Here is a 21,807-nt window from a genome sequence, read left to right as displayed (position 1 = left end):
CATAAACCCTCGAGCCACTCAACCTGAAAGTCTTTCCATGAAAAAACTTTTCGCTGCTCTCGCCCTGGCCCCCATGCTGCTCGCCGGTGCCCTGGCCCACGCGCAAGCCCACAATGACAAGGACACCCAGGAAGACGTCGCCCGCCACCGTGCCATGGCTGCCGCCCACGAGGCCGCCGCCAAGTGCCTGGAGTCCGGCAAGGGCCACGACCAGTGCCAGAAAGACCTGCAGGCGGCGTGCAAGAACCTGGCCATTGGAAAATACTGCGGCATGAAACACGCACATTGAGCGCCTGTTTTTTTGATGCTCGTTCGCCCGGAGTCCCCGCCATGTCCTGCACCTTGAAACCCTTGCCCATCCCCGGCCTGATGGCTCGCGTGGCTTGTCTGGCCGCCACGCTGGTTCTGGCAACCTGTGCGCACGCACAGCAAGGCGGCGCCACCAAGCCCGCGCCGGGCGCTTTTGAGCGTGCCAAGGAAGGCGCGGCCGCAGCGCCAGTGCTGTCGTCGCCCCTGCCTGCGGGCGCTGGCACCGTCGTGCCAGCGGGGTCGGGTGCGGGCTACCACAGCCCCAACAGCCCGATTGCCCCGCTGCCCCAGCGCAACGACGTGGTGCCCTGGTCGGTGCTGACCGACCTGAGCAAAAAGACCACCAAGGACGGCATCCTGCCCGTGTTCAACGATGCCCAGAAAGGCATGGACAAGACCACGCAGCGCATTCAGGGCTTCATGGTGCCGCTGGATGCCAAGCCGACGCAGACGCACTTCATCCTCACCTCCGTGCCGCTGACCTGCTCGTTCTGTACGCCGGGCGGGCCCGAGAGTATGGTCGAGGTCAAGGCCAAGACACCCGTGCGCTATTCGCTGGAGCCCGTGGTGGTGGAAGGCAAGTTCACCGTGCTCCCCAATGATCAATATGGCCTGTACTACCGCGTGGTGGACGCGGTGCCGGTGAAATAATCCACGGCTTTTGCCGCTGCAGCCTCTGCCGCAATCCTTTCCCTTTTTGCCTGACGTGACCCGCGCCTTCCTTCGCCCTTTGCACCTGCCGTCGGCCGACCTGCGCGGCGCAGCGGTGCGGCGCATGGCGTTGGCGTGGCTGCTGCTGGCATTGGTGGTGGTGCCCACGCTGGGGCGGCTGCACCAGGTGGTGCACGGCGGCGCGCTGGACCAGGCGCATGCCGGGGTGCTGGCCGCGCCCTCTTCGTTGCCCGGGCAGCCGGCGTGGGACCTGGCCCCCACTGTGCGCCCCGCTGCCACACTCGGCCACGGTCTGTGGCTGCCCTATTTGCTGGCCCACCACGCGCCGGTGGACTGCCTGTTGCTCGACCAGCTGGCGCTGGGCGACGCATTGCATGCCGCCCCGCTGGCGCTGCCTGCGGCCGATGCGCCGCTGCCGCCGGCCGTGCATGCGGCAGGGCGGGCGAGCACACCCCACATTGCGCTGTTCCATGCGCGCGGCCCACCGGTCGCCTGACGCGCAGCGCACCTCCAGCCCCACCTTCTCAGCCGGCGTCCTCGCTGTGTGCTTTGCAGGGCAACGCGGCGGTGTTGTGCCTGCTGGCGCAGGGCGCGGTATGCAAGCCGCTGTATGCAGGCCGATTTGGCGGCTGCCAGCGGCCGTACCACGGCGCGCCGCCCATCATTACTCCTGTTTTCATAGCTGCTAGCGCATATTTCACTAGCGCTTGCAGCGGTTTTTATTCATCAACCCGCGCCCCGGGCGCGGGTCGGCATGCGCAGGCGCGTTGACACCGCCAGCGCCGCGCATGCCTTGTTGCAGGCCACCACCATGACCCACACCTTTTCTACCCACCGCTTTGCTTCCCGCCGTGCACGCCCGGCGCTCCACCCTGTGGCCCTGGCGACCCTGCTGGCGCTGTCTGGCACCAGCGTTGCCACCCAGGCGCAGACTGCACCCGCGCCCGCTGCGGCGGCTGACGCTGCACCCAGTCTGCCCGCAGTCACCGTGTCGGCCAGCGGCCTGCAACTGGGCGCCAGCGACATGACCACCCCCGCCACCGTGCTGGAAGGCGATGAACTGGTGCGCCGCCGCGAGGCCACGCTGGGCGAAACGCTGAACAGCGAGCCCGGCATCACCAGCAGCCACTTTGGTGCGGGCGCCAGCCGGCCGATCATCCGCGGCATGGACGGCCCGCGCGTCAAGGTGCTGAGCGACGGCGCCGAGCTGCACGACGCCTCCACCATCAGCCCCGATCACGCCGTGGTGTCCGAGCCGCTGCTGGCCACGCAGATCGAGGTGCTGCGTGGCCCCTCGGCCCTGGTCTACGGCAACGGCGCCGTGGGCGGCGTGGTCAACGTGCTGGACGGCAAGGTGCCCACCGCCATCCCGCAAAAGGGTTACGAAGGCAGTGCCGAGCTGCGTGCCAACTCGGGGGCAGGCGAGGGCGCCGGGGCCTTTTCGCTGACGGGTGGGGCGGGCAATCTGGCCGTGCATGTGGAAGGCGTGGCGCGGGATGCGGGCGACTACCGCGTGGGCAAGGGCTGGTCGGGCGGCAGCAAGGTGCTGGGCAGCTTCAACCGCACGGACACTGGCAGCGTGGGCCTGTCGTGGGTGGGCGACCAGGGCTACCTGGGTGCGGCCTACACCCGCCAGACCGCCAAGTACGGTCTGCCCGGCCACAACCACAGCTTTGACGGCTGCCACACCCATGGCGACCACCTGCACTGCGGCGCCCACGCGGACGACGAAGCCGACGGCCATGACCACGACGCCGCAGCAGGCGATGTGCCGGTGGTGGACCTGCGCAGCGAGCGCTTTGACTTGCGGGGCGAGCTGCGCAACCCGTTTGCGGGCTTCTCGGCACTGCGGCTGCGTGCGGGTGTCACCGACTACAAACACGACGAGGTCGAAGACGGCGCCATCAGCACCACCTTCAAGAACAAGGCCTACGACACGCGCGTCGAGCTGCAGCACGAGCCCATCGGCGGCTTCAAGGGCGTGATCGGCCTGCAGACCTCGCAGCGCAAGTTCAGCGCCGAGGGCGAGGAGGCTTATGTGCAGCCCACTGTGACCCGCAAGACGGGCCTTTTCGTGCTGGAGGAGTACCGCTGGAACGACTGGCGCTTTGAAGCCGCCCTGCGCCATGACCGCCAGACGGCCGAGGCCCAGACCAGTGGCATCGAGCGCAGCCACAACGGCACCTCGGCGTCGCTGGGCGCGGTGTGGAAGTTCACGCCGGGCTACCAGGTGGGCACCTCTTTCACCCGCGCCAGCCGCGCCCCGTCGGCCGAAGAGCTGTACGCCCAGGGCCTGCACATGGCCACCAGCACGTACGAACGGGGCAATGCCGACCTGCGCTCCGAAATCTCGCAGAACATCGATGTGAGCCTGAAGAAGACCAGCGGCGACACCACCTTCGGCGTGAGCGTGTTCCGCAACCGCATCCAGAACTACATCTATGGCCGCACGCTCGACGCGCTGGACGGCCTGCAACTGCTGCAGTACAGCCAGGCCGACGCCACCTTCACCGGCATCGAAGGCCAGGTGCGCCAGCGCCTCACACGCAATCTGGGCATCACCCTGTTTGGCGACACCGTGCGCGCCAGGCTGGATGGCGGTGGATTGCTGCCGCGCATCCCGGCCACCCGCGCCGGTGTGCGGCTGGACGCCAACTGGCAGGCCTGGGAAGGCCAGGTGGAATGGGTGCAGGTGGCCCGCCAGAACCGCGTGGCCGACTTTGAAACCGCCACGCCCGGCTACGGCATGCTGAACCTGGGCGTGAGCTACAACGGCCAGTTCAGCAGCGGCACCCCCTGGCAGGTGTACCTGAAGGCCAACAACCTGACGGACCGCCTTGCGTACGCACACACCTCGTTCATCAAGAACGCAGCGCCGCTGATGGGGCGCAATCTGACGGTGGGGGTGAAGGTAGCGTTCTGACGGGTGATGCCGTCGTGATGTGAGCGAGCCAGCGGCGGGGAGGGCGTTGCTGGCTCGCCCACCTCCCGGCCCCAAACCACCCAAACCACCGAGTCCAAAGGTGACTTGGATGCATGCCATACTCGCTTTGACGTGGTTGATATTTCGATCCGTCAAGGCGACGCTGTCTCAGTCCCGGTGATGGCGCGCAACCGATTCGGAAATGGGATTGGCACCGCAGCAGGCCGCCCAACGCCGGGTTGCGCGACGCGCGAAGGACTTGTTCGGCGCGTCCCTGCATGAATCTGACCCATTTGCAATAGCCCTGCATGCCCATCACTCCCACGCCGTCCGCAAACCTGTTGCAACTGCTTCCTGAGGCGGTGGTGCAGACCGATGCGCTGTGGGAGATCACGTATCTGAACCCGGCGTGGCACAAGCTCACCGGCCACTCGGTGGCAGCGGCGCTTGGCAGGTCTTTGCTGGAGTTCGTGCATCCCGACGACATCGGAACCATGCGCTCGGGCATGCCGGTGTTCCGCTTGCGCTTTGCCGACGCGGACTACCGCTGGGTGCGTCTGCAGTTCCACCCGGAGACGGATGCGGCAGAGCGGGTGATCAGCCGCCAGGGTGTCCTGATCGAGATCACCGAGGTCACTGAGCAGGTGCTGGTGGAAATTCGCCAGCGCTTTCTGCGCTTGCTGGAAACCATTGATGGCGTGGTGTGGGAGGCTGAAATCGGGGTGGGCAATACCTTTCTGAGCCCACAGGTCGAACGCTTGTTCGGCTACTCCGTCGAGGAGTGGCGGGCCGACCCGGGCTTCTGGAGGGCGCATGTGCATCCCGATGATCTGGAGGAGGCCTTGGTGATCGACGATGCCGCCTACAACGCCACGCACAGCCATGCCTACGAGATGAGCTACCGGCTGATTGCCAAGTCGGGCAAGGTCGTGTGGGTGCGTGATCTGTGCCGCGCAGTGGTCGAGCCGGGTCGCCCGAACCGCATGATCGGCCTGATGATCGATGTCACCCAGCAGAAGAATACCGAACTCGATCTGTTGCGCTCCGAAAACCGCTATTCGCTGGCGACCCGCGGATCCAATGACGGCATCTGGTATTGGGACTTGCGAACGGACGCCCTGCATGTGTCCGGGCGCTTTCTCCAGATCGTCGGGCTGGGTAGCCGCGATCATGTGTACGACGGAGGCTGGCGCTTTCTCGAGCAACTGATCGATCGCGAGGATCGCGCTCGCGTGCAGGAGGCCTACCGCAGACATCTGTCCGGAAACAGCGCGAACTTTTCGGTGGACTTCCGTGCGTTCCACGGGGCTGGGCGGCTGGTGTGGGTCAATTGGCGCGGGCTCGCCGAGTTTGAAGACGGTGTTCCCGTGCGCATGGCGGGATCGTTGAGCGATCTGGCCGAGCGTGGCAGCTCCTACGACGCACTGACCAACTTGCCCGGCCGGCCGTTGTTCCGCGATCGCCTCGCGCAACTCATCGCGCTGCACCAGAACGACGGGGTGAACGGTGATGGCGAGCCAATACGCGGTGGGGCCACGATGTTTGCCGTGCTGCTGCTGGACCTTAACGGGTTCAAGGCCGTCAATGACTGCTACGGACACCATGTGGGCGACCAGCTATTGCAACAGGTGGCGCGGCGGCTCGAATCCTGCGTGCGGGCGGTGGATCTGGTCGCCCGCATGAGTGGCGACGAGTTCAATGTGCTGCTGGAGTCCATTGACCCCGCTGAAGCCAGCCAACGGGCAGAGCAGATCGCCGCCGCCCTTGCCGCACCCTATGTGATCGGCGAACACACCGTGATCAGTGGCGCGAGTGTTGGCTTGGCCACCAGCGCATCCAGGCTGGCGACGGTCGACGACTACCTGCGCGCGGCAGACACCGCCATGTACCAGGCCAAAAGTCAGTCATTGGGCGTGTGCGTGGCCCCATAAGGCGTCGTGGCCACGCCCTGCGAGGGCGTGCGGATCCGGGCTGCAGGGCCGAAGGTGGGCACCTCAAGGAACAATCGCCACCGATTTGACCTGGGCCCACACCGCGCTGCCGGGCACCACACCCAGCGCATGCAGGGACCGGCGGGTGACCCGCGCGAGCAGAAAAGACTCCCCACAGCGCAGCCGCACCAGCGCCTGCGAGGGGTGGGCGTCGGGCGCGACCGAGTCGATCACGCAGGGCAGGTGGTTCTGGATGCTGGTCTGCGTGGGCTCCTGCACCGTCAGGCTCACGTCGCGGGCCAGCACCCGCAGCCGCACCGCCTGGCCCACGGGCAGGCCGCTGTCGCGCAGCCACATGGCGCCACCGGCAAAGCCCACGCGCGCCAGGTGCCAGGCCGTGTCCCGCTCCAGCACCTGGCCGCGCAGCAGCGCGCCCGCGTCGTCGCCCAGCACCATGGGCAGGTGCACCGACGACAGCACCTGGTCCACCGGCCCGGCGGCCTTGACCTGGCCGCCCTCCAGCACCACCAGGTGGTCGGCCAGCCGTGCCAGTTCGTCGGCAGAGTGCGTGACATACAGCATGGGGATGTGCAGCTCGTCGCGCAGGCGCTCCAGCCAGGGCATGATCTCCTGGCGCCGCGCCAGGTCGAGTGCGGCCATGGGCTCGTCCAGCAGCAGCAGGCGGGGGGAAGTTGCCAAGGCACGGGCAATGGCCACCCGCTGGCGCTCGCCGCCCGAGAGCTGGCCGGGCCGGCGATGCAACAGACGGCCGATGCCCAGCAGTTCGATGGCCGTCTGCAGCGTGGCCTCGGCCTGCGCAGACCGGGCGCGCTTCAGGCCATACCGCAGGTTGCCCAGCACGTCCAGGTGCTCGAACAGGCTGGCCTCCTGGAACACGTAGCCCAGCGCCCGCTGGTGGGTGGGCAGAAACACCTGGGTGGCATCGTCCTGCCACACCTCGCCCGCCACCACCACCAGGCCGGGGTGCGCGCGCTCCAGCCCCGCCACGCAGCGCAGCACGCTGGTCTTCCCCGAGCCCGAGGCGCCAAACAGCACCGTGATGCCGCTGCCGGGCAGGTGGAGGTCCACGGCCAGTTCAAAGTCGGCACGCGGCAGCGCAAGCCGGATGCGCAGGCTACCTGACGCACTCATGGCAGCACCCGCGAGCCACGGTTCTTGAGCAGTGCCAGGCACAGCAGCACCACGAACGAGAACAGCACCATGCCGCCCGCCAGCCAGTGCGCCTGGGCGTATTCCATGGCTTCCACATGGCCGTAGATCTGGGTGGAGACCACCCGTGTCTTGCCCGGGATGTTGCCGCCAATCATCAGCACCACGCCAAACTCGCCCACCGTGTGGGCAAAACTCAGGATGGCGGCGGTGAGCAGACCGGTGCGGGCCTGCGGCAAGGCCACCGTGAAAAACGCATCCACCGGGCTGGCCCGCAGAGTGGCGGCCACTTCCATCGGGCGGCGGCCCATCGACTCGAAGGCATGCTGCAGCGGCTGCACCGCAAACGGCATGGAGAACACCACCGACCCGATCACCAAGCCCGTGAAGGTGAAAGACAGCAGGCCCCAGCCCATGGCCTGAGTGAACTGCCCCAAGGGCCCGGCAGGCCCCATGGCCACCAGCAGGTAAAAGCCAAGCACCGAAGGCGGCAGCACCAGCGGCAGGGTCACAAAGGCGCCCACGGGCCCTTTCCACCACGACTCGGTTTGCGACAGCCACCAGGCCAGTGGCGTGGCGATCAACAGCAGCACGAGGGTGGCGAGGGTGGCAAGCTGCAGGGTCAGCCAGATGGCTTGCAGTGCTTCAGGGCCCAGAGGCATAAAGGAAAAGGGCGATGGGGGATAGGGGTGTGAGTATCTCAGTGCTCGTAGCCAAAGCCGCGAATGACCGCCCGCGCCTTGTCGCCCTTAAGGTATTGCATCAATGCGGCCGCCGCGGCGTTGCCCTGCCCCTTGGTCAGCAGGACGGCGTCCTGGCGCAAAGGGGAGTAGAGCGTTGCAGGCACCGCCCACACCGAGCCCTCCACCAGGCGGCCATCGGCCATCACCTGCGACAGGGCGACAAAGCCAAGTTGGGCATTCTGGGTGGCAACGAACTGGTGGGTCTGGGCAATGTTCTCGCCCTGCACAAACTTGGGCCGCAGGGTGTTCAGCACGCCCATTTGGGTCATTACCTCCACTGCGGCGGCTCCGTAAGGGGCGAGCTTGGGGTCGGCCACCGCGATCTTGTCGAAGGTGCCGGATTTGAGCACCTGGCCCTGTGCATCTACCAGGCTGGGCTGCTTGCTCCAAAGGGCCAGCTTGCCAATGGCGTAGGTGAAGCGGCTGGCATCGACCGCCAAGCCTTCCTTGGCGAGCCTGGCCGGGGTTTCATCATCGGCGGACAGCAGCAGGTCGAACGGCGCACCGTTCTTGATCTGCGCATAGAACCGCCCGGTGGAGCCAAAAGCCAGCGAGGCTTTGTGACCAGTGTCCTGCTCGAACAGGCGGGCCATCTTTTGCATCGGGGCTGTGAAGTTGGCGGCCACGGCCACCGACACCTCACCCGCTTGGGCCGAAACCGCCATCGCCAACAAGGCGGCCACGGACAACAGGAAACGCTTCACGACAATCTCGCTATTCTTCATTGGAATAGCGGGACTGTAGCATGTCAGCCGCATCGCTATTCCGTTGATGAACAGCGGTGTCTCAAGCGTCTGCACCACCCAGTTAACATCCCCGCATGAGCAATTCTTCACTGCCGCTGGCCGAGGTGCTGGGCCACGAGGCCACGGACAAGCGCATCGACATCCTGCGCCGCATCGGCGAGGTGGGCTCCATTTCCGAGGCGGCGCGGGGCGCGGGCGTGAGCTACAAGGCCGCCTGGCAGGCACTGGAGACGCTGACCAACCTGGCCGGGGTGTTGCTGGTGGAGAAGGTGGTGGGCGGCAGCGGCGGCGGCGGGGCCGCGCTCACCCCAGCCGGCCAGCGGGTGCTGCAGGCGGCCCATGCGCTGGCGGATGCACGCCAGCAGGTGCTGGGCCGATTGAAGAGCGACGACGACGCAGCGACCGGCCGCGCCGCACTGGCGCTGCGCACCAGCATGCGCAACCAGTTTCCTTGCACCGTGGGCAAGGTGCGGGCCGTGGGAGGGCTGGTGCGCGTGCAGCTGCTGCTGGCGGATGGGCAGGCGCTGCATGCGTCCATCACGCGGGTCAGCGCGCAGTTGCTGGGTTTGAAGGCAGGGGTTGGTGTGCTGGCGCTGTGCAAGGCGACGGCGGTTCAGGTGGCCCAGGCCCCTGGCAGTCCCGCAGGCAATGCCATGGCCGGGGTGGTGCGTAGCGTCGCTCGCGGCGCCGCCCCCGAGGTGGTGCTGCAGCTGCCCTGCGGCATCCAGTTGGTGGGCTTTGCCGCTGAGGGCGCCAAGGTTCGAGCGGGCCAGCAAGCCACGGCGGTTTTTGACGAATCCAGCATCGTCATCGCCGCGGCTTCCTGAGGGGACAGGCGGGCCAGCGGGCCCCGCTACCTGCTGCGATCGCCGTCGCGCACGGATTCGATCGTGCCGTTGTAGATGCGAACCACCCCCAGAAAGGTGCCCGGCCCCCGGTCGTACGTCCACTCTTCCATGGGCACACACTGGTTGGCCAGCACTGCTGCGGGACCGCCCGGGCGGTAGGGCGTCACCACCCAGCCCAGCTGCAGCATGGAAACGCACACGCCCTGGCGGTAGATGGGGTCGCCACATTTTTGCAGCAGCGTCACGGGAGAGTCGCCTTTGCCCACCAGTGATCCATTGCAGCGCAGGGACTGCGATGCCTGGGCCGGCAGCACCGTGCACAGGGCCAGTGCGGTTGCCACCAGCTGCAAGGTCCTTCGATAAAGGCCTGGCAGCGCTGTCTGGTTCCGGAGGTATCTCATGGAGGCGGTTTCGAAAATACTGCGCATTACTGTACAGCGGCACAGCCGTGGAGGGGTGTGCACCGCCTTTCGCTTCGCTTTCATCGCCTGTCCGTAGAAGCACAGTGGCCCCAGCCCGCCACAGGCGGCATGATCGGGGGATGAAACTGCTGTTGGTCGAAGACGATTTTGATCTGGCCGGGGCCCTGAGCCGCAGTCTGGTGGCCCGTGGGTTCGAGGTGTTGTGCTGCGCAGATGGCAAGGAGGCCCTGGCGGCTGCGCGGCGCACCGCGTTTGACGTGATCACGCTCGACCTGTCGCTGCCGGGCCTGGACGGGCTGGAGGTGCTGCGGCGCCTGCGCGATGGCGGCAGCACCACACCGGTACTGGCGTTGACGGCCCGCGCTGCCGTCACGGACCGGGTGGCAGGACTGGAGGCCGGGGCCGATGACTACCTGGCCAAGCCCTTTGACCTGGATGAGCTGGTGGCGCGGCTGCGGGCCCTGACGCGCCGCGTGGGGCGCGACGGGCAGTTGCGCTGCGGGGCGCTGTACCGCGAGCCGGGCAGTGGCGTGTTCTACAACGACGCATTGCCGCTGGAGCTGTCGCAGCGGGAGTCCGAACTGCTGCGGCTGCTGATGTCGCGCGTGGACAGGGTGGTCAGCAAGGAAGAGCTGCGCACCCAGGTGTTTGCCAACACGGACGAGCAGGTGCAAGCCGACGCGGTGGAAGTGGTGGTGCACCGGCTGCGCAAGAAGCTGGTGGGCACCAAAGCCGAGATTGTGACCTTGCGCGGCGTGGGTTACCTGCTGTGCGACGCCGACAGCATGGCCGCCCACAAGACGGACAAAGCCGACAAGTCCGATAAGGGCGGGGTTGTCCGGTGACGCTGCGGTGGTGGCAGCGGCGGCCCTGGCGGCCGCGGGGCGGCTCATTGCAGCGGGTGCTGCTGGTGGGCTGGGTGGTGCCGCTGTGGGGGCTGGTGGCCGTGATCTGCGTGGTGCAATGGACCTATCAGGCGCAGCATGACGCCACCGCGCAAGATGAGGCCCTGCGCCAGGCGTTGGCGCACTGGCCTGCAGATCTGTCAGCAGAGCCTGCCGCATCCCTGCCTGCCCAACAAGTGCCCGGTGTCTGGTACCGCGAGAGCAATCTGGACGGCGAACGCCTGGCGGGCAGCGCCGACCTGCCGCGCGTGCCTCCCACCGAGGTGGTGCGTGACCCCGGTGCCGTGCACTTCTACCTGGCGCAGGTCGGAGACCAACTGGTGCGGGTGGCCGTGACCCTGTACCAGCCCACCGGGGTGAAGGAGGGGCAAGCCGTGGCTGCGCCCGTGTTGCGCCAGGCGGCGCGCCCGCTGGGCGAGCGCCTGCCGGGTGCGCGCCGCCTGCTGGGCGGTGCGTCGGGCCTGTGGTGGGTGGTCCTGCTGGCACTGGCGATGACCACCGTGGCGGTGCTGCTGGCGCGGGCGGCATCGGGCTGGTTGCGGCATGCAGATGTGTCGCTGATGCGGCCGCCCAGCGGCGACGTTGTGGGCACTGCAGAGCGCATCTACGAAGGCCCGTCGGAACTCGCGCCCGCCGTGCAGCACTTTGCCGAGCTGCAACACAGCCAGAGCCGCTGGATCGAGGAGCAGCGGCGCTTTCTGGCCGATGCCACCCACCAGCTGCGCACCCCCATGGCCGTGCTGCGCACCCAGCTGCAGGCCGCCATGGCAGGCGACATGCTGGTGGGCGATGCGCTGCAGCAGATGCTGCACACCGTGGATCGCGCCTCGGGCCTGGCCAACCAGTTGCTCAGCCTGAGCAAGGTGGAGCAGCTCAAGCGCATGGGCGAGCTGCCCAACGTGGACCTGAACGCGATTGCCCGCGAGGCCGTGATGGAGCTGGCACCGCTGATTGCGGCCAAACGGCTCGACTTTGCGCTGGAGGGCCCTGACACGCTGTGGGCACCCGGCGACGCAGCGCTGCTGGGCGAACTGATGCGCAACCTGCTGGCCAACGCCATCCACCACACGCCCACCCATGGGCGGCTGGGGGTGCTGCTGCGCGACAGCACGGGGCGGCGCGAGGTGCTGGTGTGGGACGAGGGCCCTGGCATCGACGACGCTGTGCGGCAGCGATTGTTCCAGCCGTTTTCGGCCGGGCAGGGTGGGGTGGGCCTGGGGTTATCCATCTGCCGGCAGATTGCCGAGGCAATGGGCGCGCAGGTCACGCTGTTCAACCGCATGGACGCGGGGCAGGTCATCGGCGTGGATGCCGTCGTGGCCTGGGAAGAATGAGATGCCCGTGACGCCCCCCTCTGAGACACCAACCGTGCATGGCATCGAGTTCCGGGATGTCAGCAAGCGCTACGGCTCGTCGCCCGACGCTCCGCTGGTGGTGAACCACATCAGCTTCAGCGTGCCGCGCGGCACGCTTACCACCATCCTCGGGCCATCGGGCTGCGGCAAGACGACCACGCTGCGCCTGATTGCCGGGCTCGAATCACCCACATCGGGCCGCATCTTTATCGACGGGCAGGATGTGACCCCCCTCGGCCCGGCGCAGCGCAATGTGAGCCTGGTGTTCCAGAACTACGCGCTGTTTCCGCACATGAACGTCATCGACAACGTGGTCTACGGCTTACACCTTTCGGGCTTGGGCAGGCAGCAGGTGCGCGACAAGGCGCGCGCCATGCTCGACACCGTGGGCCTGCACGGCCTGGACCAGCGCAGGCCGCATGAGCTGTCGGGCGGGCAGCAGCAGCGCGTGGCGCTGGCCCGCGCGCTGGCGCTGGAGCCCGCGGTGCTGCTGTTCGACGAACCCCTGTCCAACCTGGACGCCCGCCTGCGCCGCGCGATGCGCGAGGAGATTCGCGCCCTGCAGCAGCGCCTGAAGCTCACTGTGGCCTATGTCACCCACGACCAGTCCGAGGCCCTCGCCGTCAGCGACCAGATCGTGGTGATGGACCGGGGCGCTATCGCCCAACGCGGCGCGCCCAGCGCGCTGTACGAGCAACCCACGTCCGAGTTTGTGGCCGGTTTCATGGGCGAGGCCATGCTTTTCGCAGCCCAGAACCACGCGCCCAGCCCGGGCAGCACCGCGGACACCGGGTATGCGCAGCTGGGCCCGCTGCGCGTGCCGTCACCCGCCGCACTGCCCACAGGCCCGGTCAAGATCGCCGTGCGCCCGGAGGCCTGGGTGATTGGCCCGGCCACATCGGCGGGCCTCGCCGCGCGGGTCATCCGCTGCACCTACCTGGGCAGCGTCATGGAATACACCTTTGCCAGCGCCCTGGGCGCCATTTTTGTGGTGTCGCCCCTGGTGGAATTGCCGCTGGACGTGGGCGCCCCTGTCAGCCTGACGCTGGCAGACCACGGCGTATCCGTGGTGGCCGGATAAGAACCTGTTTAAAGGTGCGCGGCGTTTGCCCGGTATGCGCCGCACCGTTTTGTTAACCCATTTTTGTTGAGCCATGCCTCTGGACTACACCGTTGCTGTTTTTGACCTGGACAACTGCCTGATGGACGCGCGGGCGGTGGGCCCCTTGTTCGAGCCCGCTTTCGAGGCTGTGCGGCAAGCCAACCAGGGCGCGCTGAGCCCGCAGGCCCTGGACCAAGCGCTGCAGGCCTGCTGGTTCACCGCGTTCGACCTGGTGGCCCAGCGCCACCATTTCACGCCGGCCATGCGTGCGGCTGGATGGCGCCAGTTCAGCCAGATGGAAGCCACAGCACCGCTGCAAGGCTATGCCGACATCGGTCTGCTGCCCTGCATTCCGTTGCGGCGCTACCTGGTCACCAGCGGCTTTCGGCGCCTGCAGGACAGCAAGATCGATGCGCTGGGAATCCGCCCATGGTTTGAACAGGTCTTCATCGACGCGATTGACGCACCACCCACCGGTGCCGGGCACGGCAAGCAGGCCCTCTTTGAACAGATCCTGACCCGTGAGGGTTGCAAGCCCCGCCAGATGCTGGTGGTGGGCGACAACCCCTTGTCCGAGCTGGCGGCCGGGCGCGCGCTGGGGGCCACCACCGTCCAGACCGTGCGGCCGGGTGTCGAGCCCTGGCCTCTGGCAGACCACCGGGTGGAGGGGCTGCAAGGGCTGCTGGCCCTGCTGTCGGCGGACGCACCGCGCGCCGCAGCAGATACGCCCCCAGCGGGCGCAGGCCAGAGGATTTGAAAGGAATCGGCGCCAAGCGCTAGTGGAGTATGCGCTGATAGCTATTAAAAATATAGCGTGGTATCGCTGTACGCCAGACACACTACGCCTGGTCGGCAGAGATGATGGGAGACAATCGGCGCCCACCCTTGCCGACCTGGCGCGCTTTTCTCCGTGAACTCTCCTGTCTTCACCTCGCTGATCCCCGTCATCCTGTTCATTGCCATCGGCTTTTATGTGGGGCGGCGCGGCTGGATACGTGCCGAGTCCGTCAAGGACCTGGCCAACCTCGTGTTCATGGTGCTCACGCCCGCGCTGCTGTTTCGCACCATGAGCACGGTGCACATCGAAGACCTCAACTTCGGCCCCGTGGGCATCTACTTTGTGGCGTTTGGTGTGGTCTATGCCGCCACGCTGGCGGTGCAGGGCTTCAACACGCTGGGCGCCGCGCGGGCGCTGGCCAACACCTTCAGCAACACGCTGATGATCGGCGTGCCGCTGGTGGGCCTGGTGTTTGGCGATGCGGGGCTGGTCACGCTGTTCACCCTGATCTCGGTGCACTCGCTCATCCTGCTGACTGCGGCTACCGTGGTGTTCGAGCTGGCGGCCGCGCGCGAACATGCGGGGCGCCCCGGCGGGGTGCAGCAGCCCATGTGGCGCACCGTGCTGCAAGCCATCCGCAACGGCATCGTGCACCCCGTGCCGCTGCCCATCATTGCGGGCCTGCTGTTTGCGCAGACCGGGCTGGTGGTGCCCGAGGTGGTGGGCAAGCCCCTGCAACTGCTGGGCCAGGCGCTGGGGCCGATTGCGCTGTTGCTGGTGGGGGTAACGCTGGCATTCACCAAGGTGGGCCACCAGTTCAAGGCCGCGCTGCGCATTGCGCTGGTGAAATGTGTGGTGCACCCGCTGGTGCTGGCCAGCATGGGCTGGGCGCTGGGCCTGTCGGGCATGCCGCTGGCCGTGATGATCGTCGCGGCTTCGCTGCCCGTCGGGGCCAACGTGTTTCTGTTCTCGCAGCGCTATCGCGTGGCAGAAGAAGAGGTGACGGCCAGCGTGGCGGTGTCCACCGCCATGGGGTTGGTGACCATGCCAGTGGTGATTTTGGCGGTCACGCGGTGGGTGGTGGGGTGATATCCGCAGCGGTGCGCAAGTCTTTCGTTCAGCAGCCTGTTTGATCGGCTAGGCATCGCTGTACAACCTGCAAATTCCTTCTTCGCGCGGCTCGTGCGCGATATGCAAAAGCAGCGTTGAGCGTAGCTCTGCAAACGGATGGTCTGCGAAGTGTTTGCAGAAATGCATGACCTCTTGCAACGACTGATCCTCATGCCATGAGGTCAGGACAAAGCTCTCGTCCGGTATATCTCCATGATCAAACTGGCTGATGTTGGCCCAGTCCACAGAGTCGTCCCAGGAACTGCTGCCAAGACCCCAGGACATCATTTGTAGACATCCTGAACGTACCAGCCAGTCGCTCACAGTGTTCTGCCAGAGCGCAGACACTTCCGACTCAATCACGACGATGGCGCGAAAGCTCCCCAGAGAAAGCTGGGGCAGCTCAGACTCCGGGTTGAGACACAGGTAAACGACTTCGGATGTGGAATCCACTTGGTTACCCATCGCTAAGGCTCACGCAGGGCGGCCAGCAGTGTTCAGGGCGCCAACCGCTCCCGCACCCATTCGCCTGCGTCCAGCCGGTAGCGCAGCCGGTCATGCAGCCGGCTCTTGCGCCCCTGCCAGAACTCCCACTGGTCGGGCTTGAGGCGGTAGCCGCCCCAGTGCGGCGGGCGGGGCGGTTTCAGCATGAATTGCGCACCGTACTTGGCCGCATTGGCCACCAGCACGCTGCGGCCTGAAATGACCTGGCTTTGCGGACTGGCCCAGGCGCCGATGCGGGAGTCGAGCGGTCGGCTGTGGAAGTATTCGTCGCTTTCTTCGTCGCTGACCTTCTCCACCACGCCTTCGATGCGCACCACACGCTCCAGCTCCACCCAGTGAAACTGCAGCGCTGCAAACGGGTTGCCCGCAATCTGGCGGCCCTTGCGGCTGTCGTAGTTGGTAAACCAGACAATGCCGCGCTCGTCATAACCCTTGATGAGCACGATGCGTGTGCTGGGTCGCAGGTCGCTGCCCACGGTGGCCAGGGTCATGGCGTTGGGCTCGGGCACTTCGGCGCTGATGGCTTCTTTGAGCCACTGGTCAAACTGCTGCAGGGGGGCGGCGTGCGAGGCGTCTTCGTTGAGTTCGGCGCGCTCGTAGCTCTTGCGGAGGTCCGCGATGGAGTTCGTGGTCATGGCCACGATTGTGCATCCCCCGTACCATGGTGCTTTGCGCTAGGGCATGGCGCCGTAGTCATGCGCACGGGCTTTGGTGGTGATCGAATTTGTGTTCGCTTATATTCCTGGTTCCGATGAAACCCAAAGACGACGAAAAACAGCGTGCCATTGCCCAGGCCACCTTTGAACTGGTGGCCCAGCGGGGCCTGAGCGGCCTGACCCTGGCCGACATTGCCCGGACAGCGGGTGTGGCCACGAGCACGCTGTACGTGTACTACCCGTCCAAGGACGAACTGATCAGCCAGCTGTACCAGGATGCCAAGACAGTGACGGCCGCGCGCATCATGGACGGCATAGAACCTGGCATGCCCTACCGCGCACGGGTGCGCCGCGCCTGGGGTAATCTGCTGCGCCATCGGCTGGACCAATACGCCGAGGTGGTGTTCCAGGAGCAGTACTACAACTCGCCCTGGTTCACCCAGGGCAACCGCGAATTTTCGACCCGGCTGATGGCGGGCTTTTTTGCGCTGATGGAAGAAGGCCAGCAGCAGGAGATCCTCAAGGCCGTGCCCATTCCGCTGCTCACGGCCAGCCTGGTGGGCTCGGTGCGGGAGACCGGCAACCTGATCCGTACCCAGGTGCTGCCCGATGACGAGGCCGTGCACCAAATGGCGTTTGGCCTGTGCTGGGACGCCATCAAGGCGTAAATCGTGCCGCTGCAGAAACTCGAATTTTGCGGTTTAATCGAATAGTTATTCTCTTAAAACAACAAAGCGGCTTGATGTCTGCCCGCGCCGCCCTACCGATTGCGCTGTGCTTTTGAGCGCTGACCTTCACCCCAAGGAGTCCCACGATGCCCACCCTCAATATCAACGGCAAAGACACGGCCGTGGATGCCGACGAATCCACCCCCATCCTCTGGGCCCTGCGCGACACGCTGGGCATGACCGGCACCAAGTTTGGCTGCGGCCAGGCGCTGTGCGGTGCGTGCACCGTGCACCTGAACGGCTCGCCGGTGCGGTCCTGCATCACGCCCATCTCGGCGGCGGCAGGCCAGAAGATCACCACCATTGAAGCCATTGCCGCCGACGACAAGGTGGGCAAGGCCGTGCATGCCGCCTGGGTCAAGCACGATGTGGCCCAGTGCGGCTACTGCCAGAGCGGCCAGATCATGAGCGCCACCGCGCTGCTCAAGGGCAAGAATAAGCCCTCCGACGCCGACATCGACGCTGCCATGGCCGGCAACGTGTGCCGCTGCGGCACCTACGTGCGCATCCGCGCCGCCATCCACGACGCTGCCATGACCCTGGCCTGATTGAAGGAGACCGCCATGCACTTCGAACCCCATGCCCTGCAGGGCCAAGCACAACATTTCATGCCAAAACACCTCCAAGCGCTAGTGGATAAAGCGCAGGGCGCTATGAATTCAGGAGCTTTTGATGCGTCGGAAGGTGTGGCTCGCCGCACCTTCCTCAAGGTGTCGGCTGCCTCGGGCTTTGCGCTGGGCGCATTTCCCCTGGTGTCTGCTGCGCAGGGCGCAGCCGCTGCGGCCCCCGCTGGCCTCAAGCCGCACGAACAGCCCTCGGCCTTTGTGCGCATCGATGCCGATGGCACCGTCACCGTCACCATCAACCGGCTGGACTTTGGCCAGGGCGTGCAAACCGGCCTGCCCATGATCCTGGCCGAGGAGCTGGATGCCGACTGGAGCAAGGTGCGCAGCGTGCACGGCGACGCCAACCCGGCCTATGCCGACCCCGCATTTGGAATGCACCTCACCGGTGGGTCCAACTCCATCAAGAACTCGTACACCCAGTACCGCGAGCTGGGCGCGCGCACCCGGGCCATGTTGGTTTCGGCGGCGGCCGCCCAGTGGGGAGTGGACGCGTCGGCCCTGCGCACCAGCAACGGCTTTGTGGTCGGCCCCGGTGGCAAGAAGCTGGGCTACGGTGCACTGGCAGAAGCAGCCATGAAGCAGCCCGTGCCTGAAAAGGTCGCACTCAAGGACCCCAAGCAATTCCGCCTGATCGGCAAACCCACCGGGCGGCTGGATGCCAAGGCCAAGTCGAGCGGCCAGCAGGACTACGGCATTGACGTGCGCCTGCCCGGCATGTTGACGGCCGTGGTGGCCCGCCCGCCCGTGTTTGGTGCCAAGGTAAAGTCCCTGGACGACAGCGCTGCCAAAGCCATCAAGGGCGTGAAGGCCGTGCTGCGCGTGCCTACCGACCGGGGCGGCGAGGGCGTTGCCATCGTGGCCGACGGCTACTGGCCCGCCAAGCAGGGGCGCGACGCCCTCAAGGTGGAATGGGACACCAGCGCGGTCACCAAGCCCGACACCACTGCGCTGCTGGCGCAGTACCGCGAACTGGCCGCCAAGCCGGGCAATGTGGCCATGCAGGCCGACATGGCGCCGCTGGCGGGCGCACCCCACAAGATCAGTGCCGAGTTCGTCTTCCCGTACCTGGCGCACGCGCCCATGGAGCCGCTCAACTGCACCGTGAAACTGGACGGCGACAAAGCAGAACTCTGGATGGGCACGCAGATGCCCGGCCTGGACGCTATGGCCGCCGCCAAGACACTGGGCCTGCAGCCGCAGAACGTGAAGGTCAACACGCAGATGGCCGGTGGCGGCTTTGGCCGCCGCGCCATCCCCACCAGCGACTACGTGGTGGAGGCCTGCGGCGTGGCCAAGGCCGCGCGCACTGCAGGCATCACCGCGCCGGTGCGCACGCTGTGGAGCCGCGAGGACGACATCAAGGGCGGCTACTACCGCCCCATGCACGTGCACCGCGCCGAGATCGGCTTCGACGCCAAGGGCAAGATCCTGGCGTGGGACCACACCATCGTCGGCCAGTCCATCACCAAGGGCTCGCCGTTCGAGGCCTTCATGATCAAGAACGGCATTGACGCCACGGCCATCGAAGGCATGAAAGAGCCCTACGACGTGCCCATGAAGCTGTCGGTGCACCACCCGGACGTGAACGTACCGGTGCTGTGGTGGCGCAGCGTGGGCTCCACCCACACGGCCTACGCCATGGAGACCCTGATCGACGAAGTGGCCCGCACCACCAAGCAAGATCCCGTGGCCTACCGCCTGGCCCTGATGGGCGACAAGCACCCGCGCCACAAGGCAGCCCTGCAGCTGGCCGTCGCCCAGTCGGGCTACGGCAAGAAGAAGCTGGCCGTCGGCCGCGCCTGGGGCGTGGCGGTGCACGAGTCGTTCGAGTCGGTGGTGGCCTATGTGGTCGAGGCCTCCGTCAAAGACGGCACGCCCAAGCTGCACAGCATCACGGCCGGCGTGCATTGCAACCTGGTGGTCAACCCCAAAAGCGTGGAAGCCCAGGTACAAGGCGCCGCGCTGATGGGCCTGGGCACCTGCCTGCCCGGCGCAGCCATCACGCTCAAGGACGGTGTGGTGGAGCAGAGCAACTTCGGCGACTACGCCGTGCCCCGCATCACCGACATGCCGCAGGTGACGGTGCACATCGTGCCCAGCGCCGATCCACCGAAGGGCATGGGCGAACCTGGGTTGCCGCCGCTGGCACCTGCGTTTGCCAATGCCATCGCGCAGATCACGGGCAAGACGCCACGCGAGCTGCCGTTCAAGCTGGCTTGATAAAGCTTGTTGGAATGAGAGCGCCGGGTTTGGGAAAGCACGGCGCTTTTTTTTAGACCCATCCATCTGCTTCAGTTCGGTGTCCACCATGGCATTGCTCTGGCTGTGTTTTGGCGCGCAGCTTTCGGCGTAGCTCAAGCGGCAGAGAAATGACTGCAATGCACCCAATACCATCATTGAATGGGGCGTTGGAGACAACCAGAATCAAACGGCCATCTGCCTCCGATGCGGCGTTGATGCACTAGTTGGTTTCAATGGTCCGCCCGATGACCTGTGGTTGAGAACTACTTGTACGCACGCATTCGGCGAGGATTGAGCTTCAGCTTTGGGCCCATACAGTCATCTCCCGACGCGCACTTTGTAAGTGAGAATGAGGAATGACCGATAGCAATCTCCCAGAACGGCCTTCGTATGAAGCCGCATGTCATTGCGGTACTGTGCGGTTTTCATTGCGCTTAAGAGATGGCCTGAGAACAGCCCGTAGATGCAACTGCTCCTACTGTCGGATGCGAGGGGCAGTAGCGGTATCGGCCGACCTAGACGATATTCAGGTCACGCATGGCAATGAGGCACTCACGCTGTACACGTTTAATACGGGAGAGGCCAAGCACTACTTCTGCTCAAGGTGCGGTATTTACACCTTCCACCAGCGTCGCTCATCGCCAGACCAATACGGAGTCAATGTGGCCTGCATCGAAGGGATGAGTCCTTTTGACTTCGCGGAAGTGCCAGTCAACGAAGGCAGAACACATCCGAAAGATCGAATTGGAGGAGGCTCTGCGATCGCAGGATGGCTTAGATACGAAGCCAACCCCGAATCCCGCGAGAGAGCCTCTGGGTAGCAAGTTCTACGTCCGGTTCTGGCCGGTAGTACTCATTCGTTTACCGTCACTGAATGACTGCAACACAGCTATAGCGGTTTCCATCTCTCTCAACACCTTTGTAATCTGGAAAACGAAGACGCTTCAACTGCCGCGCTTGGAAAACATGCAAATCGGGGCAGAACCCATGACCGATTCTGTTTTCAGATTACGGAGATTATTTTGATGATCAAGGCCCCTTGTGCGCGGTCGCCAATGGTGGGTGTTGCGCCATGTGCGTGGCGGCGTTCAATACTTTAGATTCACCCCCAGATCGCCCAGCTTTTTCGCAAAAGAGTCCCTGCGTTTTGCCGCCTTTGCCGCTGTTTCTGTGGCGGCTTGTATCGCCTTGGGGCCCTTGTTCGCAGCCGCTTGGATCAGTCCGAACTTGTGAGCGGCATCTGCCTCGGCCCGCTTGAATGTGGCAATCAGTTCAGCATGCGCAATGGTTGGATTCACATCGGCTCCCTTATCAATCAGCGCCGTCACGCTTAAATTTGGACGTTGGCGCGAAGCAAGGCGGTTCTCAATTCGCGCGTGGCCGGTTTGGAAATATCCACCTTTTGCACCGCCAGATCGAACGAAGAGCCTGGCTTGATGCTGGTGGGCAGTATCTCTTTGGCTGGAAGCTTGGCAGGGTAGGTGCCTTTACCCGGACACATGCGAACGGAAAACCCGAATTCTTCGAGCAGGCCTTTTGCATACAGCTCCGCCAATTGGTGAAACGATACGAAGGTGGAGCGTTTCACGTCTTTGAGTCCGGGCTGGCTGACGTCGCGAACGAGCTCGAATTTGCCCAGTGAATCGCGCTGTGTATCAGTAAAAGGATGCAGCAAGAAAGTCTGACGAACGCCATCCTTTTTAGACACCAAAGTGTGCTCGACGGCTATATCGGTTAGCAGCATATTTTTTCTATCTCCGCGAGTTGCGTTTTGCACGGCCGCATCCGCCGGCGAGCCTCACCCAAAGTCGCAGATTTTGTTTTCGAACCCCGTCACCGGGGAGCACGATGCGGTCAAAAATCGCCCGCGGGGCGGGGACTTTAACTGAAGGGCCGCGCATGGCAGGTCCATAGTGCACGGCAAACACACCGGTTCGGGCCAAAAACTGCCTGCCAATGGTGGTCGAGTGAAAGTTCGAAATCAGCCCAAGGCCGTCTGTGGCGCTGCAGACCATTACTAATCAATGAAAAGTGCTGC

At 65.3% G+C, this 21,807-nt stretch carries 23 protein-coding genes; 15 read left to right on the top strand and 8 right to left on the bottom strand.

All coding sequences use genetic code 11. The features are described 5' to 3' along the window. The first annotated feature begins 37 nt into the window (after positions 1–37). From ASC83_RS12470 to ASC83_RS12450, 5 genes are all read left to right on the top strand, one after another. Positions 38–289 (top strand): hypothetical protein, encoded by a 252-nt coding sequence (locus ASC83_RS12470; protein WP_056062836.1) that lies wholly within the window; start codon positions 38–40, stop codon positions 287–289. Positions 290–330: 41 nt separating this feature from the next. After that, positions 331–960, top strand: a complete 630-nt coding sequence (locus tag ASC83_RS12465) for a DUF3299 domain-containing protein (RefSeq protein WP_056062833.1) — start codon at positions 331–333, stop codon at positions 958–960. A 55-nt stretch (positions 961–1,015) separates the two neighbouring features. Next, on the top strand, positions 1,016–1,477 hold the full coding sequence (locus ASC83_RS12460; RefSeq protein ID WP_235509364.1) for a hypothetical protein: 462 nt from the start codon (positions 1,016–1,018) through the stop codon (positions 1,475–1,477). 315 nt (positions 1,478–1,792) lie between these two features. Then, positions 1,793–3,904, top strand: a complete 2,112-nt coding sequence (locus tag ASC83_RS12455) for a TonB-dependent receptor domain-containing protein (RefSeq protein ID WP_056065007.1) — start codon at positions 1,793–1,795, stop codon at positions 3,902–3,904. Positions 3,905–4,212: 308 nt separating this feature from the next. Further along, a complete protein-coding gene (locus ASC83_RS12450) occupies positions 4,213–5,835 on the top strand; it encodes a sensor domain-containing diguanylate cyclase (RefSeq protein WP_056062830.1) in 1,623 nt (540 codons plus the stop codon). 63 nt (positions 5,836–5,898) lie between these two features. On the opposite strand, the gene modC is transcribed toward ASC83_RS12450, so the two are convergent. From modC to modA, 3 genes are read right to left on the bottom strand one after another with little or no spacing between them, the layout of a single operon-like run. Beyond that, a complete protein-coding gene (gene modC, locus ASC83_RS12445; RefSeq protein ID WP_056062827.1) occupies positions 5,899–6,987 on the bottom strand; it encodes a molybdenum ABC transporter ATP-binding protein in 1,089 nt (362 codons plus the stop codon). Then, positions 6,984–7,667 carry a molybdate ABC transporter permease subunit gene (gene modB, locus ASC83_RS12440; RefSeq protein ID WP_056062824.1) on the bottom strand — a complete coding sequence of 228 codons (684 nt, stop codon included), beginning with the start codon at positions 7,665–7,667 and terminating at the stop codon, positions 6,984–6,986. The genes modC and modB overlap by 4 nt, the downstream gene beginning before the upstream one ends. 38 nt (positions 7,668–7,705) lie before the next feature. Further along, positions 7,706–8,473, bottom strand: coding sequence for a molybdate ABC transporter substrate-binding protein (gene modA, locus ASC83_RS12435; RefSeq protein WP_056062820.1), 768 nt, complete (start codon positions 8,471–8,473; stop codon positions 7,706–7,708). 95 nt (positions 8,474–8,568) lie between these two features. Here modA and ASC83_RS12430 point away from each other — a divergent pair, with 95 nt between their 5' ends. After that, positions 8,569–9,321, top strand: coding sequence for a TOBE domain-containing protein (locus tag ASC83_RS12430; RefSeq protein ID WP_056062817.1), 753 nt, complete (start codon positions 8,569–8,571; stop codon positions 9,319–9,321). Positions 9,322–9,347: 26 nt separating this feature from the next. Here the strand turns inward: ASC83_RS12430 and ASC83_RS12425 are convergent, their stop codons facing one another. Continuing rightward, complete coding sequence (locus tag ASC83_RS12425; RefSeq protein ID WP_235509363.1) at positions 9,348–9,683, bottom strand: DUF2845 domain-containing protein; 336 nt, start codon at positions 9,681–9,683, stop codon at positions 9,348–9,350. A gap of 200 nt (positions 9,684–9,883) precedes the next feature. On the opposite strand from ASC83_RS12425, the gene ASC83_RS12420 reads away from it, so the two are divergent. The 5 genes from ASC83_RS12420 to ASC83_RS12400 all read left to right on the top strand — a co-directional run bounded on the left by ASC83_RS12420 (position 9,884) and on the right by ASC83_RS12400 (position 14,993). After that, positions 9,884–10,609 carry a response regulator transcription factor gene (locus ASC83_RS12420; protein WP_056062814.1) on the top strand — a complete coding sequence of 242 codons (726 nt, stop codon included), beginning with the start codon at positions 9,884–9,886 and terminating at the stop codon, positions 10,607–10,609. Positions 10,610–10,665: 56 nt separating this feature from the next. Further along, positions 10,666–12,003: an ATP-binding protein gene (locus tag ASC83_RS12415; protein WP_235509393.1), complete on the top strand. Its 1,338-nt coding sequence runs from the start codon at positions 10,666–10,668 to the stop codon at positions 12,001–12,003. A gap of 1 nt (position 12,004) precedes the next feature. Next, positions 12,005–13,105, top strand: coding sequence for an ABC transporter ATP-binding protein (locus ASC83_RS12410; protein WP_082522441.1), 1,101 nt, complete (start codon positions 12,005–12,007; stop codon positions 13,103–13,105). A 73-nt stretch (positions 13,106–13,178) separates the two neighbouring features. Beyond that, complete coding sequence (locus ASC83_RS12405; protein ID WP_056062805.1) at positions 13,179–13,883, top strand: HAD family hydrolase; 705 nt, start codon at positions 13,179–13,181, stop codon at positions 13,881–13,883. A gap of 153 nt (positions 13,884–14,036) precedes the next feature. Beyond that, positions 14,037–14,993 (top strand): AEC family transporter, encoded by a 957-nt coding sequence (locus ASC83_RS12400; protein WP_056062804.1) that lies wholly within the window; start codon positions 14,037–14,039, stop codon positions 14,991–14,993. A 48-nt stretch (positions 14,994–15,041) separates the two neighbouring features. On the opposite strand, the gene ASC83_RS12395 is transcribed toward ASC83_RS12400, so the two are convergent. Both ASC83_RS12395 and pdxH read right to left on the bottom strand, forming a co-directional pair. Next, the gene (locus tag ASC83_RS12395; protein WP_056062800.1) at positions 15,042–15,479 is read right to left on the bottom strand and encodes a hypothetical protein; all 438 of its coding nucleotides are present in this window, start codon (positions 15,477–15,479) and stop codon (positions 15,042–15,044) included. A 32-nt stretch (positions 15,480–15,511) separates the two neighbouring features. Further along, on the bottom strand, positions 15,512–16,153 hold the full coding sequence (gene pdxH, locus ASC83_RS12390; RefSeq protein WP_056062797.1) for a pyridoxamine 5'-phosphate oxidase: 642 nt from the start codon (positions 16,151–16,153) through the stop codon (positions 15,512–15,514). A 116-nt stretch (positions 16,154–16,269) separates the two neighbouring features. On the opposite strand from pdxH, the gene ASC83_RS12385 reads away from it, so the two are divergent. The 4 genes from ASC83_RS12385 (at position 16,270) to ASC83_RS23550 (ending at position 20,590) form a co-directional block, all read left to right on the top strand. Beyond that, on the top strand, positions 16,270–16,842 hold the full coding sequence (locus ASC83_RS12385; RefSeq protein WP_056062793.1) for a TetR/AcrR family transcriptional regulator: 573 nt from the start codon (positions 16,270–16,272) through the stop codon (positions 16,840–16,842). Positions 16,843–16,988: 146 nt separating this feature from the next. Further along, the gene (locus ASC83_RS12380; protein WP_056062789.1) at positions 16,989–17,450 is read left to right on the top strand and encodes a (2Fe-2S)-binding protein; all 462 of its coding nucleotides are present in this window, start codon (positions 16,989–16,991) and stop codon (positions 17,448–17,450) included. A 105-nt stretch (positions 17,451–17,555) separates the two neighbouring features. Next, complete coding sequence (locus ASC83_RS12375; protein WP_369816972.1) at positions 17,556–19,748, top strand: molybdopterin cofactor-binding domain-containing protein; 2,193 nt, start codon at positions 17,556–17,558, stop codon at positions 19,746–19,748. 377 nt (positions 19,749–20,125) lie between these two features. Continuing rightward, positions 20,126–20,590: a GFA family protein gene (locus ASC83_RS23550; RefSeq protein ID WP_082522440.1), complete on the top strand. Its 465-nt coding sequence runs from the start codon at positions 20,126–20,128 to the stop codon at positions 20,588–20,590. A gap of 267 nt (positions 20,591–20,857) precedes the next feature. Here ASC83_RS23550 and ASC83_RS12370 read toward each other — a convergent pair whose 3' ends face one another. Together ASC83_RS12370 and ASC83_RS12365 are read right to left on the bottom strand one after the other, a co-directional pair. Further along, positions 20,858–21,097, bottom strand: coding sequence for a hypothetical protein (locus ASC83_RS12370; protein WP_353937056.1), 240 nt, complete (start codon positions 21,095–21,097; stop codon positions 20,858–20,860). A gap of 2 nt (positions 21,098–21,099) precedes the next feature. Further along, positions 21,100–21,513, bottom strand: a complete 414-nt coding sequence (locus tag ASC83_RS12365; RefSeq protein WP_056062786.1) for a hypothetical protein — start codon at positions 21,511–21,513, stop codon at positions 21,100–21,102. Between the last annotated feature and the right edge of the window lie 294 nt (positions 21,514–21,807).

Source organism: Acidovorax sp. Root402, from assembly GCF_001425125.1.
Lineage (GTDB): Bacteria > Pseudomonadota > Gammaproteobacteria > Burkholderiales > Burkholderiaceae_C > Acidovorax > Acidovorax delafieldii.
Note: the sequence above shows the minus strand (reverse complement) of the source record. Positions and strands in the feature narration are given on the sequence as shown.

Excerpts from the sequence above, each read along its gene's own strand:
- ASC83_RS12470 (WP_056062836.1), top strand. The coding sequence starts at position 38 with ATGAAAAAACTTTTCGCTGCTCTCGCCCTGGCCCCCATGCTGCTCGCC.
- ASC83_RS12465 (WP_056062833.1), top strand. The coding sequence starts at position 331 with ATGTCCTGCACCTTGAAACCCTTGCCCATCCCCGGCCTGATGGCTCGC.
- ASC83_RS12455 (WP_056065007.1), top strand. The coding sequence starts at position 1,793 with ATGACCCACACCTTTTCTACCCACCGCTTTGCTTCCCGCCGTGCACGC.
- ASC83_RS12450 (WP_056062830.1), top strand. The coding sequence starts at position 4,213 with ATGCCCATCACTCCCACGCCGTCCGCAAACCTGTTGCAACTGCTTCCT.
- modC (WP_056062827.1), bottom strand. The coding sequence starts at position 6,987 with ATGAGTGCGTCAGGTAGCCTGCGCATCCGGCTTGCGCTGCCGCGTGCC.
- modB (WP_056062824.1), bottom strand. The coding sequence starts at position 7,667 with ATGCCTCTGGGCCCTGAAGCACTGCAAGCCATCTGGCTGACCCTGCAG.
- modA (WP_056062820.1), bottom strand. The coding sequence starts at position 8,473 with ATGAAGAATAGCGAGATTGTCGTGAAGCGTTTCCTGTTGTCCGTGGCC.
- ASC83_RS12430 (WP_056062817.1), top strand. The coding sequence starts at position 8,569 with ATGAGCAATTCTTCACTGCCGCTGGCCGAGGTGCTGGGCCACGAGGCC.
- ASC83_RS12420 (WP_056062814.1), top strand. The coding sequence starts at position 9,884 with ATGAAACTGCTGTTGGTCGAAGACGATTTTGATCTGGCCGGGGCCCTG.
- ASC83_RS12410 (WP_082522441.1), top strand. The coding sequence starts at position 12,005 with ATGCCCGTGACGCCCCCCTCTGAGACACCAACCGTGCATGGCATCGAG.
- ASC83_RS12405 (WP_056062805.1), top strand. The coding sequence starts at position 13,179 with ATGCCTCTGGACTACACCGTTGCTGTTTTTGACCTGGACAACTGCCTG.
- ASC83_RS12395 (WP_056062800.1), bottom strand. The coding sequence starts at position 15,479 with ATGGGTAACCAAGTGGATTCCACATCCGAAGTCGTTTACCTGTGTCTC.
- pdxH (WP_056062797.1), bottom strand. The coding sequence starts at position 16,153 with ATGACCACGAACTCCATCGCGGACCTCCGCAAGAGCTACGAGCGCGCC.
- ASC83_RS12385 (WP_056062793.1), top strand. The coding sequence starts at position 16,270 with ATGAAACCCAAAGACGACGAAAAACAGCGTGCCATTGCCCAGGCCACC.
- ASC83_RS12380 (WP_056062789.1), top strand. The coding sequence starts at position 16,989 with ATGCCCACCCTCAATATCAACGGCAAAGACACGGCCGTGGATGCCGAC.
- ASC83_RS12375 (WP_369816972.1), top strand. The coding sequence starts at position 17,556 with ATGAATTCAGGAGCTTTTGATGCGTCGGAAGGTGTGGCTCGCCGCACC.
- ASC83_RS23550 (WP_082522440.1), top strand. The coding sequence starts at position 20,126 with ATGACCGATAGCAATCTCCCAGAACGGCCTTCGTATGAAGCCGCATGT.
- ASC83_RS12365 (WP_056062786.1), bottom strand. The coding sequence starts at position 21,513 with ATGCTGCTAACCGATATAGCCGTCGAGCACACTTTGGTGTCTAAAAAG.